Source organism: Streptomyces sp. NPDC003011 (assembly GCF_053591515.1).
Window position 1 is genome coordinate 20,238 of the sequence record NZ_JBSFTY010000014.1, and the last position, 16,382, is coordinate 36,619.

Sequence of the window (16,382 nt, forward strand, 5' to 3'; positions counted from 1 at the left end):
CCTGCCGGTGCCGCGCCCTGCCCGAAAGGCCAGCCATCCATGCCCGCACACGCCCTGTCCGAACGAGCCGCACGCGCCGCGCTCGCCGCCCACTTCGCCCCCGGCCAACTCGCCGCCGACCTCGCCGAGTACACCCCGGCCGAGGTGTGGGACCGGCGCGTCCGCGACGACGGCGGCAGGCTCCTTTCCTCCTACCGGCCGCGCGAGGAACTCGCCCAATCAGAGCTGACCTGCTCGTTCGTCATCCCTTCGGACAAGGAGTGGCCCACCGCCCTCGCCGACCTGGGGCCTGCGTGCCCGCTGGGCCTGTGGGTCCGCGGCCGCGAGCAACTGCCGCGGCTGACCGGCACGGCCGTCGTCGTGACCGGCAACCGGGTCCCCACCGAGCTGGCCGTCACTCGCGCGCACGACTTCGCCACCGCCCTCGCCGAGGCCGATCACACGGTCACCGCCACGCTCGCCTACGGCGTCGACTCCACCGCCCACCAGGCGGCCGCCGAGGCGGGCCGGGCGTCCCTCGCCGTCCTGCCGCGCGGCCTGGACGGCGCCCACCCTCACGCGCACGCCTCGCTGCTGCGCTCCGTCCTCGACGGCGGCGGCGCGGCGGTCAGTCTCTACCGGCCCGGCACCGCAGCCAGCGGCGCGACGCTCAAGGCCAGCGCCGTCGTGCTGGCCGCACTCGCCCGGGCGGTGATCCTCGTCGAGGCCCTGGACCACGTCGTGGCGATGTACGCGGCCGAGACGGCCGTCGCCCTCCACCGGCCCCTGCTCGCCGCGCCCGCCACCGGCGATGTCCGTTCCAGCGGCAACGCCCGCCTGCTCGACGGGCAGCTCGCCGTGAACAGCCCGGACTCCCGTCTCGCGCTCGCTCTGCCCCACGCGCGCGTGGCCCGCGCCGGCGACGTCGCGGACGGCGACCTGCTCCTGGCCGCGGTCGGGGAGCAGGGAGCCGACTACTTCACCACCCCCTACATCGCCCACCCCGAGCCTTTCGACCCGTCGTGCGGCTGCGGCGTGTGCTGCCTCGTCACGGAGCCCAGCGAGGTGGTGGTGCTGTCCCAGGGCGATCCCTGGGAGTCCTGCGATCCGTGGCCCGCCGACGACCTCCTGCTCATCGTCTCCGCCCAGCGGCTGACCGACCGGCCCTTCGAGGAGTGAGCCGCCATGTCCCGTACGACCTGCACGCCGCCGCTGCCCGGCCTCACCGCCGACGACAACCTGGACACCGTCATCAACTGGGGTGCCGGCGCCGACAGCACGGCCTACATCACCAAGATGCTCACCGCCCCGGACGCCCACGGGATCGACCTCGATCGCACCGCCGTCCTCTACATGGCCACCGGCAGCGAGTGGCCCGAGACCCGGCTCCTGGCCGACGAGTTCATGCTCCCGCTGCTGCGCGAGAACGGCGTGCGCTTCGTCCAGCTGGCGCGCAACGGGCACCTCCAGGCCGACGGGTTCACGATCCTGGACGACTCCTGCCAGCCCGAGCAGCTCTTCGCACGCGGGCCGTGGACTCTGTGGGACGACCAGGAGTCCGTCGGCACGGTGCCCCAGGTGGCCGGCACCCGCAAATGCTCCCTGTGGGCGAAGGGCGACGTCGGGGACTGGTGGCTCAAGCAGGTCTTCGGCGGCCGCCCATTCCGGCAGATCATGGGCTTCAACGCCGACGAGGAAGGCCGCCGTTTCAGCGACCAGATCACATCGAAGATGCCCGGACGCACCGGCGAGTTCCCGCTGATCGACTGGGGCTGGCACCGGCAGCAGTGCGAGGCCTACCTGCTGAAGCGGTTCGGCGTGCTCTGGCCGAAGTCGTACTGCACCTTCTGCTGCTTCTCCGCCTCCATGGGCGCGCTGCCCGCCCACATGGAGCGCATGCGCTCCCACCCGGACATCGCCGGCAAGGTGCTGCGCCTGGAGTACACGGCGATGAGCCTCAACCCGAACGCGAAGCTCTACGGCCGCAAGAGCCTCCTGGAGCTCTTCGACCCGACCCAGCCCCGGGACCGGGCGTGCCTGGAGGCGTTCGAGCGCGAGCTCGACATTCCGTGGGCGCTCTACCACGTGCGCCGCCTGTTCCTGCTGTCCGAGGACGGCAGGAACAGGCCGGTGAAGCGCTCCACCGAGCGCGTCGACCTCGGCCGCCCACACCAGCTCGCCAGGCGTCTCATCTCCATCTCCGAGCGGCACGGCGTCAACGTCGAGCACGACCCGGTGTACGGGCGCGCCCGGGCCTGGATCCGCCCCCGCGCCAAGGGCCGGCCGATGGCGGAGGAACTCTTCGCCACCGCGCCCGCCCGCGTGATCAACAAGCAGGACAAGAACTTCGAGAAGCACTGGGACGCCCTCGTCTCGGGCTCCGCCGCCCAACTCCCCCTCGTCTGAACCGCCCCTCACCGCCACCCTCAGGAAGGACTCCCCGTGCGCGCACCCATGCCCTCAGCCCCTGCTCCTCCTCCGCGTCTCCGCCGTGCTGTACCTGGCCACGCCGTCCGGAGCTGACGTACAGGCCGCCATGCAGGCCGGACTCCTGGCCTGCATGACGACCCCGGCCCTGGGCAACGTGATCCCGCCCGGCGCCCTGTACACCTGCGACAACGGCAAGTTTGGCAAGGGGTGGCCCGGCGAGCAGGCCTGGTTCGCGTGGCTGACGGCGACCGTCGACCGCTACGGCCCTGACCGCTGTCTATGGGCCGTCGCCCCCGACGTCCCGATGGACGCCGCGGCCACCCTCGCCGAGTCGATGCCTTGGCTGGAGCCCATACGCGCCCTGGGCATCCCGGCCGCGTTCGCCGCCCAGGACGGCAGCGAACACGGCCTCATCCCCTGGGACTCGATCGACGTCCTGTTCCTCGCCGGCAGCACCGAGTGGAAGACCTCACCGGCCGCCCACCGCCTGGCACTTAAAGCCCGGGAGCGCGGCCTGGCCGTCCACATGGGCCGCGTCAACTCCCGCCGGCGGCTGCGCATCGCGCAGGCCTTCGGCTGCACCAGCTGCGACCGCACCTACCTCGCCTTCGGGCCCGACACCAACCTCCCTCGCCTCCTGGCCTGGATGAACGAACTCCACACCACCCCAACTCTGTTCGGAGACGAAACATGACGACCCGCCTGCGCCATATCGGCGCCGCGATCATGGGCATCCTCAACCCCATTCCCTCCACCTCGCCCTCCCCGATGACCGAGGAGGAAGGCGCCTGGGTCCGCGCACACGCCTGGACCAAGGGACTGCGCAAGATCGACGACGCCTACCCCCACGGCTTCCACCGCTGGTGCTCCTGCGAGCGCGGCATCTGCCCCGGCTGCGCCTCCGGGCACCACGACCGCTGCGTCAGTGCCAGCGGCCCCCGCGTCGACGAGCACGCCGACACTGTCACCGACGCCCAAGGGTTCGTCGTCGCCGTGATCCGGTACGGACCGGGCCAGCGGCCCTGCCGGTGGCTCTGCCCCTGCCCCCACCCGGCGGAGGTCGAGGAGACCGCCGGCACGGGCAAAGCCGGGAAACCCCCTGCCGCCCAGCACGCCGTGCCCGCGCACCGGCCTGCAGCCGACCCGGAGGGACAGCTCACCTTCTTCGCGAGCGGCCCGCAGGAGCGCGGGGACGGGGAGGCACCGTGAGGTCCCCGGTCCAGGAGACCCTGCCGTTCGAGGACCTGCCGGAGGTACCGACCGCGTCACCCTGGTGCCAGCGGTGGCGCGAACGGAGGCACTCCTGGGCGCATGTCCGGGACGGAGGCTTCGACGCCCGCCGCTACACCGTGGACGTCATCCCCGACGAGGAGCCCGCCAAGGGCTTCGTGCTCGCACACCATTACTCCGGCTCGTACCCGGCGGCGACGATGCAGTTCGGCCTGTACGACGTCGTCGACGGCGAGCAGCGGCTGTGTGGTGTGGCTGTGTTCGGGGTGCCGGTGAGCACCGCCGTCCTCACCAAGCCACTGCCGGAGCTGCGGCCGTACACCGAGTCGTTGGTTTGTTCGCGATTCGTCCTGCTGGATGAGTGCCCCGGAAATTCCGAGTCGTGGTTCCTCGCCAACTGTCTAAAACACCTGCTCGCCAGGGGTGTACACGGAGTCGTCTCGTTCGCGGACCCAGTCCCGCGCCGGACAGCCTCGGGCGTTCTGGTCATGCCCGGGCACGTCGGCACGATCTACGCCGCGACGAATGCCGTGTACGCCGGCCGCGCTACCGCGCGGACGGTGAAGCTCCTGCCGGACGGCACGGTCTTCCATGGTGGAGTACGCGCGGGTTCCGCTGGAGCTCTGACGGCCTAGAAACCTGCATTTCAGCAGGTCCATGAGGGTGCCGCGAACACTCGATCGCTCGTGTTAGAAAACCGCAGCAACTCGCATAATCTGCGAGTGATTGCAGTAATATGTGCCCCTGTGTCAGATTCTGAAAGTCGCGTGCTGACTCTCGTGCGCCCGGCGCCGGACTCGGCGGTCGTCATGGACCCGGCCGACGTGTCGGTGGAGACCGGGCTCGCGGACGTGGTCACGCTGCAACGCAGACGCCAAGCCCGGATCTCGGTGCACGACGAGGAGAGCTTCTTCCTCGACACGTTGTCTGAGTACCAGTGGGCGCGCGACGCGGCAGGTCTGGCACCCACGACGCTGGACGGGCTGATCAAGCCGGTGATCGAGGTCTGCGAGTTCTACGGCACCGTTCCGTGGCAGCTGACCTCCCGCGAAGTCGACCGGTACTTCGCCGGACCGGGGAAGCGCGCCCGATCGACCCATCGCGGCAAGATCAACAAGATCGACGCGTACTTCGCGTTCCTGGAGCAGCGCTACGCCGGCGAGATCATGCGCCGCTTCGGTGCCTCGGTCGAGTCACCGATCGACCCGTTCAACCGGCCGCGGCATCGCGGGGACTTCGGGCTGCGCATCCCTCCCTCTCAGACGGCGATGAAGGACTTCTTCGGCCGGTGGCGCGAGGACCTGCCGAACGCGCGGAAGTACGCGGTCGCCTGCCGCGACTACGTGATGACGAAGGTCGCCTACCTCTCCGGCGTCCGGGCGGCCGAGCTGTGCGGGGTGTGCCTGGGCGACATCCACTGGGAGAACGGCCAGTGGGGCCGGTTCGTCGTCCTGGGCAAGGGCGCCCGGGGCTCCGGCCCCCGCCCGAGGGAGGCGTACCTGTTCCAGGAGGGCCGTGCCCTGCTCTGGTGGTACATCGAGGAGATCCGGGGCGAATTCGGGGACGACGCGGAGCACCCGCGGGCACCGCTGTGGCCTTCGGAGCGCAAGTCGAAGGCGATCGCCGACCTGAACGTGCCGATCGCACCGGCGATCGTGCCCTCGACGTTCCGCAAGGCGTTGCACACCGCGGCCGCGCACTACCTGTCGGGTCCGGTCACGGACCTGTTCCCGCACCTCCTGCGGCATGCCTGCGCGACCCACAACTACGAGCGTGGGATGACACTGTGGGAGATCCAGAAGGTCCTCGGACACAACTGGGCAACTACGACTCTTCGGTACATGGCGACTGCGCATGCTGACCCGGAGGTCGCGAATCTGGCGGCCAGCTCCCGGGCCGCTCAGCGACTGGTGATGGACAAGGGGAACCTTCGGTGAAGTGGAATCTACGGATGGTGGCCGCCCAGCGGGACCTGTGGCGGCCGACCGAGGTGCTCGCCGCCTTTCAGCAGGTCGGGTTCAACCCGTCGCTGAGCAAGGTGGCCGCACTGTGGAGCGGCACGCCGGTCACGGTGCGGCTCGAAGACCTGGACAAAATGTGCGCGGCTCTGAACTGCACGGTCGCCGACCTGCTCCAGGCGGAGCCGCTCGCGACGGGCCAGGCCGAGCAGGAGTCCGGCCAGCGCGCGGTCGGCGCCGAGGAGGGGCCGGGTGCGGGTCCGGTGCGGCCCGTGCCGCGCGGCCGTCGTGGCGCCGGTCCGCGCTCACTTCCGCCGAGCTGAGGGGCTGCCCGATGGCAGTGAACCGTGGGAAGGGCCTGGCCCGGAGCTGCCCGGTGTGCCTGGGGTGGCTGGTGGTGCACTGGTACCGGGTGTGTGACGTGTGCCGGCCCTGGGCGAGGAAGTACCCCGAGCTCGGGGTGTGCCCGCGGTGTCGGCACGAGGCGCACCTCAACACGGACGGGCTGTGCAAGCCGTGCCTCTCGGCGATCCGGGCCGAGGACGACGCCGAGTGGGCCCTGGGCCTGGAGGAGGCGCGGCCGCGGCCGGTCCAGCTCACAGTCGGCGGCACGTACGGCGACCGGTCGGTGTCGTCCCGACCGCTGCGCCGACCCACCAAGAACGGCTTGAGCGTGGGTGCCGAGTGGTGGACCAAGCTCCGCAAGCAGCGAGCCGATCCCGTCGGCCCGCCGGTACTTGAGGTGCAGATCCGGGGTCAGATTCCGCTCTTCACGGTGCCCCGGGTGCTGGGCGACGCCACGGTCAGCGCGATCGTCGGCCGGCCGGTCGACGGGTGGGAGCAGGCCCGGCAGGTGATCGAGGTGATCGAGGCCGAGCACGGGATGACCGCGGGCTGGCGCCGCAAGGTCGCCGAGATGGTCCGCCTCGCCCTGGCCGTCCGCGAGGCCGAGGGCGCGGAACGCCTGCCCGAGGCGATGCTGCGAGACCTTCCGGCCAACGGTGACGCGGTGCGCCTGGTCCTGCTGCGGGCCGGGTTCCTGGACGAGGCGCCCGAGCCCATGCGGTTCTCCAGGACGGACCAGCCCTCCCGCACCCCCTACATCTCCTCGCCGGCACCGCTGCCGCCCCGGGCGCCGCGGCAGTGCAGGGACTGCGACGCCTGGATTCCCGCCGGCAGCCGGGCAGGGTTCGTCTGTGACCCGTGCCGGCACTGGCGGGAGCGGACGGGGCGTGGCCAGTGCTGCCGCTGTGGCCGCGACGGGCTGGCCCTGCGCGACGACCGTTGCCGCAGCTGCCACCCCTACCGCCTCCTCGACGAAGCCCGCCCTGCCTCCCGACGGTTCACGCAACTGGTGATCTCCCTGCCGACCGGCAAGGGAGGCCCGTTCGAGGCGATTTCGGTCGGCAACAGGGAGGTGCCGGACTACGACGAGCGGCGACCTGCTCTGCACACGAGCTGCGGGCAGGAGCCGCTGTTCACCATGCGGCGGGACTGGGCCCCGGTGCTGGCCCGGCTGCGCAGCGCACCGGCGGGCGAGCCGCCACTCACCGCGAACGCCCGCCGCCTGGTGGAGGAGTTCACCCGCGATCGACCGGCACAGCGGCCGGACTACACGAAGAACACCCGCACGCTCACGATCCTGCTGTACTGGCTCGGCGCCGACGTGGCTGTCTTCGAGCGCGACGTGTACGACCTCGCCCGGATCGACGTGAATCTCGCGGCCAAGCCCGTCTGCCAGTTCCTGCGTATCCGCGGTCTGCTGGTGGAGGACCCTGACCTCCACCGGGACGCTGATCAGGCGTGGATCGAGGTGACGCTCGCCGTGCTGCCGGAGCCGGTCGCGGGAGAAGTGCGCACATGGGTGAAGGTCATGCGCGAGCAGGGCCCTCGAGAGGGCGAGCCGCGCGGGTACGACGGTATCCGCCGCTATCTAAGCCGCCTCCAGCCCGCCCTCACCGCCTGGACTACGACCGCCGGTGTGACCTCGTTGAGAGAGATCACCAAAGAGCAGGTGGAGGACGTCTTGGACGGAGTGTCCGGTTACGCCCGCCGAGGGCTGGCCACGGCACTGCGCAGCCTCTTCCGCGCGCTGAAGCGTGAACGCGTAATCTTCCGCAATCCCGCCCGGGACCTTCCGGTCGGCGACATCAAGGGCATCCCGAAGTCCATCCCGTCCGACCTGCTGATGGGGCTCCTCGACCAGGCGACGACACCGCTCGGCCGCCTCGTCGTGGTCCTCGCCGCCGTCCACGCGCTGCCCGGCGAGGAGATCCGGACCCTGCACAGCACGGGACTGGATCTCTCCCGGGGCACCCTCGAAGTCCGGCGCGGTCTGCTGCGGCACACCTTGTACCTGGAGCAGCTCACGCACCAGCTCGCCGTTGACTGGACGGCCTACCGCCACAAGCGTTGGCCGGCCTCGTCCAATCCCCACCTGCTGGTCAGCCAGAAGACCGCGGTCGATCCCGACCACCCGGCCGTCGGCATCGGCACTTTGAGCGGATCGCTGCCCGGAGGGCTGACGCTGAGCGGCCTGAGACAGGACCGCATCCTCAACGAAGCGGCGGAAAGTGCCGACCCGCTGAGGCTGATGCGTCTTTTCGGTATCACCGAACAGACCGCCATGCGGTACATCACCGCGGCCCACCCTGAACGCACCGCGAAGCTGCCCCGGTAGACCGCGCTCAGCGAGCTTGGAGCGCACCTCTACGGGACCGGAATCGATGATCTTCCGTACCGGAGCGGCCCTCTTGAGGCGACCTGTTACATGGGTGGGGTGTTGATGGCCGAGCGAGTGTGTGTGGAGACGTGTAAGGGGGTGCGGTAGGCGGTAGGTGCACATCCAGCCATTTCTTATCTGGTTTGGGTGTTTCAAGGTATCTCGCGACTTGTAGCCATATCGTCCGCAGTGGTGGCGGGTGTCCGTCCCGTGGCCGGTGGCTGTCTACCGAGGGGACATTGCCGTGACGGCAGATGGAAGCATGACGTCCGAACAGCGGCTGGAGCGGTTGCGACGCATGCTGACGGGCGAGGTCAGGACGCCGTTGGGACCCAGGGGAGTGAAGCGGCAGGGCCCCACGAAGTCGAACTTGCTGGTAGCGGTGGCGCTGCACGCCGCAGCCAGGTTGTGGAAAGGCGAACCCGCCACCGAGCTGGAGGGCCGGCTGCTGACGTTGATGCGCAGCGAATTGTCCGACGACGACATCAAGGCCATCGGTGCGCTGTACTGCTTTGTCCTGACGCATACGGTGGAGCCCCTGCTGCTTCCGGAGTCCGTCACCTCGCGCCCGGTGACGTCCGGATACGACTGGGCTGATCTTCGGGCCGACGGTCCGGCCATGCTGCACGAGCGGCTCACGCAGCCGAATGTGACGGTGGTGGACCGGGTGCTCGTCGCGTCGGGGACCGAGATCGACAGCGAGGCGTTCGTCGATTCCTTGCGGGACTACGGCAGTGGTGTGGTCGCCATGGGCCGTACGCGCAGCCAGGCCGCGGCTGCGGGCTCGGGTCAACGTGCGCCGGCGCAGCCGTTCCGTATCAAGCTGGAGGCGGATTCGTTCCATGTGCTGCGGGCGGTGGGTGACCAGGGAGGCGGCAAGGACGAGCTCTACTGGTGCTCGTCCTCCGGGAGCGACAAGGCCGCTGGCCCGGCCTTCCACTCGGAGGAGTTCCAGATGGTCGAGAGAGGCGATACCCGCGACTTCGAAAGGGACCGGACTCTCTTCGACGGGGAGGTGGGTGACTGGCTGGTCCTGCAGATGTTCTGCTTCGAGGCCGATCAGAGCAACAGTGAGTGGTACGACACCCTGCACGCTCAGCTGCGCCACCTGTCCGACACCATCTTCAGCGACCCCGGGTTCCAGATCGGCTCCAACCTGCCTGGAGGCGAGATCGCGGGATGGATGGCGGACCTCAACGCCCTCGGGGTGCTCCTCATGACGCACTTGCGCAACGAGGACGACCTGTCCTGCGCCCGCCCCTTCTACCTGGACCGCTACGACCTCGCCCTCCTCGCCGACCGCAGAACCGCGGACTGGCACTTCAACGGCGACGGGCACCACGTACTGAAGGTCAAGTACGCCAGCGCCCAGAAGATCCCGTTCCCCGCGGGCAGCCTGCAGTACACCGTTCGCACCAACGGCAGGTGGGGAGCTCCCATCACGTTGGACTGGGAATCCATCACAACGCCGGCTCTGGCCAGCTACCAGGGAAAGCTCCACGTCCTGTTCAACCGGCCCGGTGACAAGGCCCTGATGTGGGCCTACCTGGACAACGGGGTCTGGAGCGCGCCCCGCCAGATCAACAGCGAGTACTCCGACATCCCCTGTTCCCTCGCTGTGTTTCGGGGCAAGCTGTGGTGCGCCCATACCGGGACGGACGACAATCTGGGCTGGTTCACCTTCGACGGGACGACCTGGAGTCGGCGCACACGGTTCAACTACCCCACGCGTCTGGCACCGACCCTGGCGGGCGAGTACCAGGGACGGCTGTGGCTGACCCACGTCGGCTTCGAGGGCCGGCTCTACCTCAACACCCATGACGGCAACGCCTGGACCTCCCACTTCCAGGACCCTCTGAGCTGGGAGGTGGGCGACCGCGCCACCATGGCCGCCGGCGACGACGGGAGACTGTGGAGGGCGGTGCGGGGCAAGGACGGCAAGCTGTACTACAGCACCTCATCCGGCGGCTCCGACTGGAGGACGGCTACCGGCATCACCGATCCCAGTCCGGTCAGCCCCACCCTGCTGGGCCACAACGGCGGCCTGGAAATCTTCCGGCGCACGGCAGACAACCGGGTCTCCACCGAGCACTACCTCGCCTCCCAGAACACATGGACGGGCGCCGCGCTGCTCGGGATCAGCCCCGCGCGCGAGATCGCCGCAGCCGAGCACAACGGCAACCTGTACGCCATGTGCCACCGCACCTGACCCGCTCGACGCGGACCGCCACACACCCATGCCGGCGAGACGAGTATCCAGGTGACCCGGAGGTCCGGAGGCCCGCAGACAGCCCTGACCGAGTTTGGAGCGCCAAGTTCACATAACCAACAACAGCTTGAAGTCGTACCGATACGCTGTGTAGATGACGAGTTGGAGCTATGAAAACGCGGGCCTTGAGACGGATGCCATGCAGGTCGGCAGCGTCGATGTCACGCCGGACCCCCCGCAGCCGGGCGCCATCTGGACGGTCAACCTCCGGACCACCGTCCGAGAGGAAATCAAGGAAGGTGCCTACCTGGAGGTCAGGGTCAACCTGGGCCTCGTCAAAATTATGACGAGGACGTACGACCTCTTCGCGAAACTGCGCGGGGAGGGAGCCGACGACAGCGTGACGCTAACCCTCGACCCACCCGTCGAGAACGGAGTGATCAGCCCAGGCGAAGCGGTACTGACTGCCAGCCTGGCACTTGCCAGCGATGTGACGCGCGCCCCGTTCACAGTGTTGGTTGCCGGCTACACCGCGGATGACGACAATCTGATCAAGCTGAAGTTCAAGGTTAGCTTCGAGCGCACCCCAGCCTGAAGGCACCAGTGCCTCCGGCCGCGCCGTGGCCGGAGGCACTTCGCGCGCCCGGCGCCGCTACTCGTTCACCGACCGCGGGCCAGCAGCGCTCGTAGCGAGCGCACAGTCATAGTCCGGGCTCTGAAGCAGTTGGCCCCGTGATAGCGGTAACTGACATTCCCCGCTCGCGGCCAGTTACTGAACTTGAACGCGTGGTGTCGTAGGGGCGACGGACTGCCGCTAGCCGGTCAGCGCGGTCTGGGACGCGGGTCTCGCCCCGGCCATGGCAGCGCTCCGGGTGGCGCTCCATGAGGAGGCGACGTTCGACCTGCTGGTAGACGCTCTGTCGGGTCCGCCGCAGGGGAGACGAAGCGGCCGACTTGGCTCAGTCCCGCTCGCGTTGCCGGTTCCTGGAAGCCAAGCGCTCTTCATGTCCCTTCGGGGCCACTCGGCACCGCCGCACTCCAACGCACTGCGGGACCTCGCCTCAGCGATCTTGCAGGCGGTGAGGCCGTTGGGACGGTTGATGTGGGCTCCGTCAGTGTCGAGGACGATCGGGTGGTGCCGACCCTCGACCTCGGTGGTTCGGCGACGCGGCGCAAGTCGTCCTGACTGAGTATCGCGGAGACGACTGAGGTGGGAGTCGATGCCGTCGCCCAGGCGAGAGGTAGTCCGGTCCGGCGGAGGTTATCGGCTCGGGAACCCCGCGAGGACGGCGGCTGTGTCGACGGAGCCCTGGGGAGTTACCCAGCTCGCCGCATGTGCCGATGGATTGGGAACCGTTTTTTCTGTCCAGCAGATGACAACGCCACGCTCGCCGGGTTCATCAGATGGTGTGGATCACCCGGCATTAGGCGCTTTCACCCTTTTTCTCCGTTGATGATGGAGAGCGTCCGGTACCGTCCGGGGCGCATCGTCCATGACCCCGAATCACCCGGTCGCAAGCACCATCCGACCAACAGAGACGAGCCATCGTGCATCTGACTATGCATGAGCAGGAGCGCCTGCTGATCCACGTCGCGGCCGACGTGGCAGCAAAGCGCCGCGACCGGGGGCTGCTCCTGAACTACCCCGAGGCCATGGCCTTGCTGACCGCTCACGCGCTCGAAGCGGCGCGTGACGGCAAGTCGGTCAGCGACATCATGGACTCGGGGCGGCAGTTGCTCACCCGCGCCGACCTGATGACCGGCGTCCCGGAGATGATCGAAGTTCTCCAGGTGGAGGCCACCTTCCCGGACGGCACCAAGCTGGTGACGATCCACGACCCCATCCCGGATGCCGTGGTGAAGTCCCAAGGAGGCGGGGTCCACCCGGGCAAGATCGAGCACCCCCAGGAGCGCAAGGCGCATTGCCCCGTCGGCTGCGAGGCCCCCGACGCGAACGCTTGTTGCGACGTTTGTGATGACGCAGCGGCCTGGCATGAGTCGATCTTCTTCAACGTGCAGAACGAAGAGGATCAGGGCGAGCAGCCGGGCATGAAGCCGATCACGGTCAAGAACACGTCCGACCGTCCCATCCAGGTCGGCTCGCACTACCACTTCGCCGAGGTCAATCCCGGTCTTGAGCAGGTGGTCACGACCGACACGTCCGTGACCTATAAACCGCTCCTGGAAAGCACCGAGGCGAAGGGGCGCCGACTCAACATCGCCGCAGGCAAGTCCGTGCGGTTCGAACCAGGAGACGTGTGCCGCGTCGAGCTGGTCGATATCGAGGGATTTGTCAAAAGCAAAAGCAAAAGCAAAAGCAAAGGCACCGACGCCGAACCGGCTACCGAGGAGATCCTGGGTCTGCGCAAGGGGAACGTCTGATGGGTACCTACAAGAACGCCAGCAACCAGCTGAAGCGGACCGAGTACACCACCCTGTACGGGCCCACCGTCGAGGACCGTGTCCGCCTGGCCGACACCGATCTCACCGTCGAGATCGAGGCCGACTGGGCCGGCGGGCCGGGCCACAGCGGCAACGAGATGGTCTGGGGCGGCGGGAAGATGTTCCGGGAGTCGATGGGCATGTCCCACTTCGACTCCCAGGGCAAGAACCCGCGGTGGGAGGCCGGTGACGCGCGGCACTATCCCGTGGACACCGTCATCACGGGGGCCCTGATCCTCGACTGGTGGGGTGTGGTCAAGGCCGACGTCGGCATCAAGGACGGCAACATCGAGGCCATCGGCAAGGCGTACAACCCCGAGACAATGGACGAGATCGACTTCACGTATCCCTCCCGAGGTCCGGTGGCGGCTGAAGCCGTTCCGCCATGGCATGAGGACGCCCCTGCCAACCGTCGATGGAAGGCAAAGAACTTCGTGGTCGGCCCGAGCACCGAGGTCATCGCCGGTAACGGCCGGATCCTCACCGCGGGCGGCGTGGACACTCACGTCCACTTCATCTGTCCCGATGAGATCCACGAGGCCCTGGCCTCGGGCGTGACCACCCTCATCGGTGGCGGCACCGGCCCCGCCGAGGCCAGCGCGTCCACCACCGTGACTCCGGGCGCGTGGCACATCACCCGGCTCTTCGAGGCCCTGGACGAGTTCCCGGTCAATATCGGACTGCTCGGCAAGGGCAACACGATGAACATGGCGGCGCTGCAGGAGCAGTTGGACGCCGGCATCATCGGCCTCAAGCTGCACGAGGACTGGGGTGCCACACCCGCGGTGATCGACCAGGCGCTGACCTTCTGCGAAAAAAACTACATCCAGCTCGCCCTGCACGCCGACTCGCTCAACGAGGCCGGATTCCTGGAGAGCACCAAGGACGCCTTCAAGGACAGAAAGACCGGCAAGCCGCGCTCCGTCCACATCTTCCACATCGAGGGCGCCGGAGGAGGCCACGCCCCGGACATGATCGAGCTGGCCAAGGAGCCGAACGTCCTGCCCGCATCAACCAACCCCACCCGGCCCTTCACGGTGAACACCGTCAAGGAGCACATCGACATGTTGATGGTGGCCCACCACCTCAACCCGGACGTTCCGGAGGACATGGCCTTCGCGGACTCCCGCATCCGGCCGTCCACCATGGCGGCGGAGGACCTGCTCCACGACATGGGCGTCATCTCGATGATGTCCTCGGACGCCCAGGCGATGGGGCGCATCGGCGAGATGGTCATGCGCACCTGGCAGACCGCGCACGTCATGAAGGTCCGTTACGGCACACTGCCCGAAGACCGGACGTACGCGAAGATCCGAACGATCGCCGAGGATAACGACACTGAGAAAACCGATGACAACAAAGTGGACAATCAGGGTCCGGGGGACCACTCTTTCAAGGAGAATCCAGAGGCGCGGCAGCCGAACGACAACTACCGGGCGCGGCGGTACGTCGCCAAGTACACGATCAATCCCGCGATCGCGCACGGCATCGACAAGTATGTCGGATCCGTGGAGACGGGCAAGATGGCGGATCTTGTGCTGTGGGAGCCGAAGTTCTTCGGCGTCAAGCCGCACAGGATCCTCAAGCGCGGCCAGATCGCGTACGCGCAGACCGGTGACCCCAACGCCTCGATCACGACACCGCAGCCCTACCTGCCGCGGCCGGTCTGGGGCTCCACCGGTAACGCCCCGGGAAGCAACTCGGTGAACTTCGCCGCCCCACGCCAGGCGGCCAAGCTGAACCGGCGACTCGGCACCGCCAAACCCATTCCGATCGCGGCGTTGGACCTGTCGAAGCCGGCGCACCTGGCATACCTGCTGAACCAGCTGAACCTGTCGGATCTAGCAGACCTGGCGGACCTGCTGAAGCAGTTGGGCCTGTCGACCCTGTCGGACAAGGCGATCACGGCGATCCGAACGGATCTGGCGAAATTGGCGAAGCTGGCGAAGCTGTTGGACCTGGACCTGTCGAACCTGAACCTGTCGAACCTGAACCTGTCGGACGTGGATCTGTCGAAACGGCGCGGCCTGAAGGAACTGCTGAAACAGCTGGGACTGTCGAGCCTGTCGGACGTATCGAAACTGCTCGGCAAGCTGAAGCTGACGAACGCGTCGGCCCTGTCGAACCTGCTGAAACAGCTGAACCAGCTGAACCAGCTGAACCAGCAGAAAAAGCTGGACCTTCCGGCCTTGTCGAACCTGCTGACCCGGCTGAACGTGCCGAGCCCGCCGAACCTGCCGAGCCTGCCGGCCCTGTTTGCGGCTGTGAGTTCTCGGGCTGCTCAGGCCACTACAGCCCCCTGGGGCTCTCCGGGTGGCCCGATGCGAACAACCGGTCTCAACAAGGAGTTCTTCGCGATCACGAACACCCGGGGCATCATGAAAGAGAACATGCTGCTGAACAACAAGGTCGCTCAGGGGGCACCCGCCCAGGGGGCATCCGCCGAGGAATTCACGCTCGAAGTCGACCACAACACCTTCGAGGTCTCCATCGGCGGCGCGACGACGGGGGACTCCCGTACCGAGATCAACGGTGTGACCGTGCCGCGCGCCTACGTCAGCGAAGTGCCCATGGCGCAGCGGTATTTCCTCTTCTGATCCGGCGCCTGCCCGCTCGGCCGACGGCGCCACGCCGGGCACCGGGCGGGCACGACGCCAGCCCGAGGCACCGCCTCGCCCTCCGACCCCGCGAAAGGCGGCCGCTCGCCCATGAGCCGCGCAGCCCTGCTCCTTTTGGCCGACGGCCGCTTTCCCGCCGGCGGGCACGCCCACTCCGGCGGCGTCGAGGCCGCGGTCGCCCACGGAGCCGTACACGACACCGACAGCCTGGCGGCGTTCTGCCGCGGGCGCCTGCACACCACCGGTCTTACGATGGCCGGACTGGCCGCCGCGGCCGCCGCCGGGCTCGACCCGCTGCTGCTGGACGACGCCGCCGACGCACGCACCCCCGCCCCCGCGCTGCGCGCCGTCGCCCGCAAGCTCGGCCGGCAGATGCTGCGTGCGGCCCGTGCCACCTTCCCCTCGGCCGCGCTCGAAGAGCTGGCCGCCGCGCGTCCCCAGGGTGCTCACCAGCCCGTCGTTCTGGGTCTGGCAGCCCGCGCTGCCTGGCTCGCCCCGGTGGACGCCGCCCATGCCGCTGCGTACGAGAACATCAGCGGACCGGCCACCGCGGCGGTGCGCCTGCTGAGCCTTGACCCGCTCGACGCCTCAGGTCTGCTGGCCCGCCTCGGCCCCGAGACCGACGACGTCGCGCAGGCCGCGGCCGATGCCGCGACCCGCGCCACGACGGAGGGTCTCGACGCACTGCCGTCGGCTTCCTCGCCCCTGCTGGACATCACCGGGGAGCAGCACGCCGCCTGGACCGTGCGCCTCTTCGCCTCATAACCCCGAGCCCTCTACTGCACAACGGAGTT

General features: G+C 68.4%; 13 protein-coding genes and 1 pseudogene. All 14 read left to right on the top strand.

The window, feature by feature from the left end; all coding sequences use genetic code 11:
- Positions 1–39 precede the first annotated feature (39 nt).
- The 14 genes and pseudogenes from ACWD0J_RS09995 to ACWD0J_RS10060 all read left to right on the top strand — a co-directional run bounded on the left by ACWD0J_RS09995 (position 40) and on the right by ACWD0J_RS10060 (position 16,353).
- On the top strand, positions 40–1,158 hold the full coding sequence (locus ACWD0J_RS09995) for a DNA-processing protein DprA (RefSeq protein ID WP_451495278.1): 1,119 nt from the start codon (positions 40–42) through the stop codon (positions 1,156–1,158).
- A gap of 6 nt (positions 1,159–1,164) precedes the next feature.
- Positions 1,165–2,385 carry a hypothetical protein gene (locus tag ACWD0J_RS10000; RefSeq protein WP_451495279.1) on the top strand — a complete coding sequence of 407 codons (1,221 nt, stop codon included), beginning with the start codon at positions 1,165–1,167 and terminating at the stop codon, positions 2,383–2,385.
- A gap of 130 nt (positions 2,386–2,515) precedes the next feature.
- Entirely contained in the window at positions 2,516–3,103 is a 588-nt protein-coding gene (locus ACWD0J_RS10005; RefSeq protein WP_451495280.1) for a hypothetical protein, read from the top strand.
- A complete protein-coding gene (locus ACWD0J_RS10010) occupies positions 3,100–3,618 on the top strand; it encodes a DUF6248 family natural product biosynthesis protein (protein ID WP_451495281.1) in 519 nt (172 codons plus the stop codon). The genes ACWD0J_RS10005 and ACWD0J_RS10010 overlap by 4 nt, the downstream gene beginning before the upstream one ends.
- Positions 3,615–4,274: a Mom family adenine methylcarbamoylation protein gene (locus ACWD0J_RS10015; RefSeq protein WP_451495282.1), complete on the top strand. Its 660-nt coding sequence runs from the start codon at positions 3,615–3,617 to the stop codon at positions 4,272–4,274. The genes ACWD0J_RS10010 and ACWD0J_RS10015 overlap by 4 nt, the downstream gene beginning before the upstream one ends.
- A gap of 174 nt (positions 4,275–4,448) precedes the next feature.
- Positions 4,449–5,576 carry a tyrosine-type recombinase/integrase gene (locus tag ACWD0J_RS10020; RefSeq protein ID WP_451495364.1) on the top strand — a complete coding sequence of 376 codons (1,128 nt, stop codon included), beginning with the start codon at positions 4,449–4,451 and terminating at the stop codon, positions 5,574–5,576.
- Positions 5,573–5,920 (top strand): helix-turn-helix domain-containing protein, encoded by a 348-nt coding sequence (locus ACWD0J_RS10025; RefSeq protein WP_451495283.1) that lies wholly within the window; start codon positions 5,573–5,575, stop codon positions 5,918–5,920. Before ACWD0J_RS10020 ends, ACWD0J_RS10025 begins: the two co-directional genes overlap by 4 nt.
- An 11-nt stretch (positions 5,921–5,931) precedes the next feature.
- Positions 5,932–8,277 (top strand): hypothetical protein, encoded by a 2,346-nt coding sequence (locus ACWD0J_RS10030; protein ID WP_451495284.1) that lies wholly within the window; start codon positions 5,932–5,934, stop codon positions 8,275–8,277.
- A gap of 304 nt (positions 8,278–8,581) precedes the next feature.
- Positions 8,582–10,528, top strand: coding sequence for a hypothetical protein (locus ACWD0J_RS10035; RefSeq protein ID WP_451495285.1), 1,947 nt, complete (start codon positions 8,582–8,584; stop codon positions 10,526–10,528).
- Positions 10,529–10,682: 154 nt separating this feature from the next.
- The gene (locus tag ACWD0J_RS10040; protein ID WP_451495286.1) at positions 10,683–11,123 is read left to right on the top strand and encodes an ML domain-containing protein; all 441 of its coding nucleotides are present in this window, start codon (positions 10,683–10,685) and stop codon (positions 11,121–11,123) included.
- Between the two features lie 953 nt (positions 11,124–12,076).
- Positions 12,077–12,373, top strand: a pseudogene (locus ACWD0J_RS10045) (urease subunit gamma); the annotation flags it as partial.
- A 204-nt stretch (positions 12,374–12,577) separates the two neighbouring features.
- Positions 12,578–12,910, top strand: a complete 333-nt coding sequence (locus tag ACWD0J_RS10050; RefSeq protein ID WP_451495365.1) for an urease subunit beta — start codon at positions 12,578–12,580, stop codon at positions 12,908–12,910.
- A complete protein-coding gene (locus tag ACWD0J_RS10055; RefSeq protein WP_451495287.1) occupies positions 12,910–15,567 on the top strand; it encodes an urease subunit alpha in 2,658 nt (885 codons plus the stop codon). The genes ACWD0J_RS10050 and ACWD0J_RS10055 overlap by 1 nt, the downstream gene beginning before the upstream one ends.
- A 111-nt stretch (positions 15,568–15,678) precedes the next feature.
- Positions 15,679–16,353, top strand: a complete 675-nt coding sequence (locus ACWD0J_RS10060) for an urease accessory protein UreF (protein WP_451495288.1) — start codon at positions 15,679–15,681, stop codon at positions 16,351–16,353.
- The last annotated feature ends 29 nt before the right edge of the window (positions 16,354–16,382 follow it).

Bases quoted from the DNA above. Each gene is read 5' to 3' on its own strand.
- ACWD0J_RS10005 (WP_451495280.1), top strand. From the start codon at position 2,516: ATGCAGGCCGGACTCCTGGCCTGCATGACGACCCCGGCCCTGGGCAAC.
- ACWD0J_RS10035 (WP_451495285.1), top strand. From the start codon at position 8,582: ATGACGTCCGAACAGCGGCTGGAGCGGTTGCGACGCATGCTGACGGGC.
- ACWD0J_RS10040 (WP_451495286.1), top strand. From the start codon at position 10,683: ATGACGAGTTGGAGCTATGAAAACGCGGGCCTTGAGACGGATGCCATG.
- ACWD0J_RS10010 (WP_451495281.1), top strand. From the start codon at position 3,100: ATGACGACCCGCCTGCGCCATATCGGCGCCGCGATCATGGGCATCCTC.
- ACWD0J_RS10060 (WP_451495288.1), top strand. From the start codon at position 15,679: ATGAGCCGCGCAGCCCTGCTCCTTTTGGCCGACGGCCGCTTTCCCGCC.
- ACWD0J_RS10030 (WP_451495284.1), top strand. From the start codon at position 5,932: ATGGCAGTGAACCGTGGGAAGGGCCTGGCCCGGAGCTGCCCGGTGTGC.
- ACWD0J_RS10020 (WP_451495364.1), top strand. From the start codon at position 4,449: ATGGACCCGGCCGACGTGTCGGTGGAGACCGGGCTCGCGGACGTGGTC.
- ACWD0J_RS10055 (WP_451495287.1), top strand. From the start codon at position 12,910: ATGGGTACCTACAAGAACGCCAGCAACCAGCTGAAGCGGACCGAGTAC.
- ACWD0J_RS09995 (WP_451495278.1), top strand. From the start codon at position 40: ATGCCCGCACACGCCCTGTCCGAACGAGCCGCACGCGCCGCGCTCGCC.
- ACWD0J_RS10000 (WP_451495279.1), top strand. From the start codon at position 1,165: ATGTCCCGTACGACCTGCACGCCGCCGCTGCCCGGCCTCACCGCCGAC.
- ACWD0J_RS10050 (WP_451495365.1), top strand. From the start codon at position 12,578: ATGAAGCCGATCACGGTCAAGAACACGTCCGACCGTCCCATCCAGGTC.